The sequence below is a fragment of the Bradyrhizobium sp. MI1.3 genome (genome assembly GCF_055811695.1).
Window position 1 is genome coordinate 1 of the sequence record NZ_JBVVPQ010000202.1, and the last position, 1,271, is coordinate 1,271.

1 protein-coding gene is annotated in these 1,271 nt (G+C 61.2%); it reads left to right on the forward strand.

Annotation, left to right across the window (positions count from 1 at the left end):
- Positions 1-89: 89 nt before the first annotated feature.
- Entirely contained in the window at positions 90-1,268 is a 1,179-nt protein-coding gene (locus AC0L3A_RS40620; RefSeq protein ID WP_219685542.1) for an IS481 family transposase, read from the forward strand.
- The last annotated feature ends 3 nt before the right edge of the window (positions 1,269-1,271 follow it).

Here is a 1,271-nt window from a genome sequence, read left to right on the forward strand (position 1 = left end):
TGTTTAGACCGGACAGATCACTGACAGGTGTTCGGAGACATAGCTGACACATCAAAATGGGCTGGTCTGGTCGATTCGGGAGGCCGTCCATGCCCTGGAACGAGGTGTCGGTGATGGATCAACGACGAGAATTCGTGCGGCTTGCCTTGCAGGAGGGAACGAACCGGCGAGAGCTGTGCCGGCGGTTCGGGATCAGTCCTGATGTGGGCTACAAATGGCTGAGGCGCTGGCAGGCCGGCGACCATGAACTGGCGGATCAGCCCCGTCGTCCGAAGCGGATGCCCCAACGCAGCGAGCCTGCTGTGGAGGCGCAGGTTTTGGCTGTGCGTGACCAGCATCCAGCCTGGGGGGCGCGCAAGATTGCCCATTGCCTGAAGCGCGAAGGCCAGGCTGTGCCTGTGCCTTCGACGGTCCATCAGATCCTGTGCCGGAACGAGCGGATCAAGCCAAGTGAGAAGGCCCCGCCGAGCCCTCCAGGTCATCGCTTTGAGAAGGAGGCGCCCAATCAGCTGTGGCAGATGGACTTCAAGGGCCACATGCCCCTTGCCAACGGAACGCGTTGTCATCCGCTGACCATGGTCGACGATCACTCGCGCTATGCCGTGTGTCTGGAGGCATGCGCCAATGAGCAGCGTCCCGCCGTGCAGAAGCATCTGGTCGATACCTTCCGCCGTTATGGCCTGCCGGAGGCCTTCTACATCGACAATGGCTCCCCTTGGGGTGACACGTCTGGCGTTCGCTGGACCGCGCTGAAGGTTTGGCTGCTCAAGCTTGGCATCAGGGTGGTGCATGCCAGGCCGCGCCATCCCCAGGGCCGGGGCAAGAATGAACGCTTCCATCGCAGCCTGAACGCGGAAGTGTTTGCTCTGCGCGCGTTCCGCACTCTGGCGGAAGTCCAAGACGCCCTCGATAGCTGGCGCATGCTCTACAATCTGGAACGGCCTCATGAAAGTCTCGGCATGGGGGTCCCCGCCGATCGCTACCGGCCAAGTTCTCGCGCCATGCCGGAACGAGTTCCGCAGGTCCAATACGATGCCGGAGAGATCGTTCGCACCGTCTCCTCGACTCGGAGTTACATCTCCTTCCGGGGACAAATGTGGAAAGTCCCACAAGCCTTCTGCGGCGAGCGGCTCGCCATCAGACCGCTCGACCGCGACGGCCATTACGGAATCTTCTTCGCCAGTTGGCAGGTCGCATCAATCGACTTGACCAATGGCCAACCTGTCAGTGATGTGTCCGAACAAGCGTCAGCTATGTCTCCGGTCTAAACA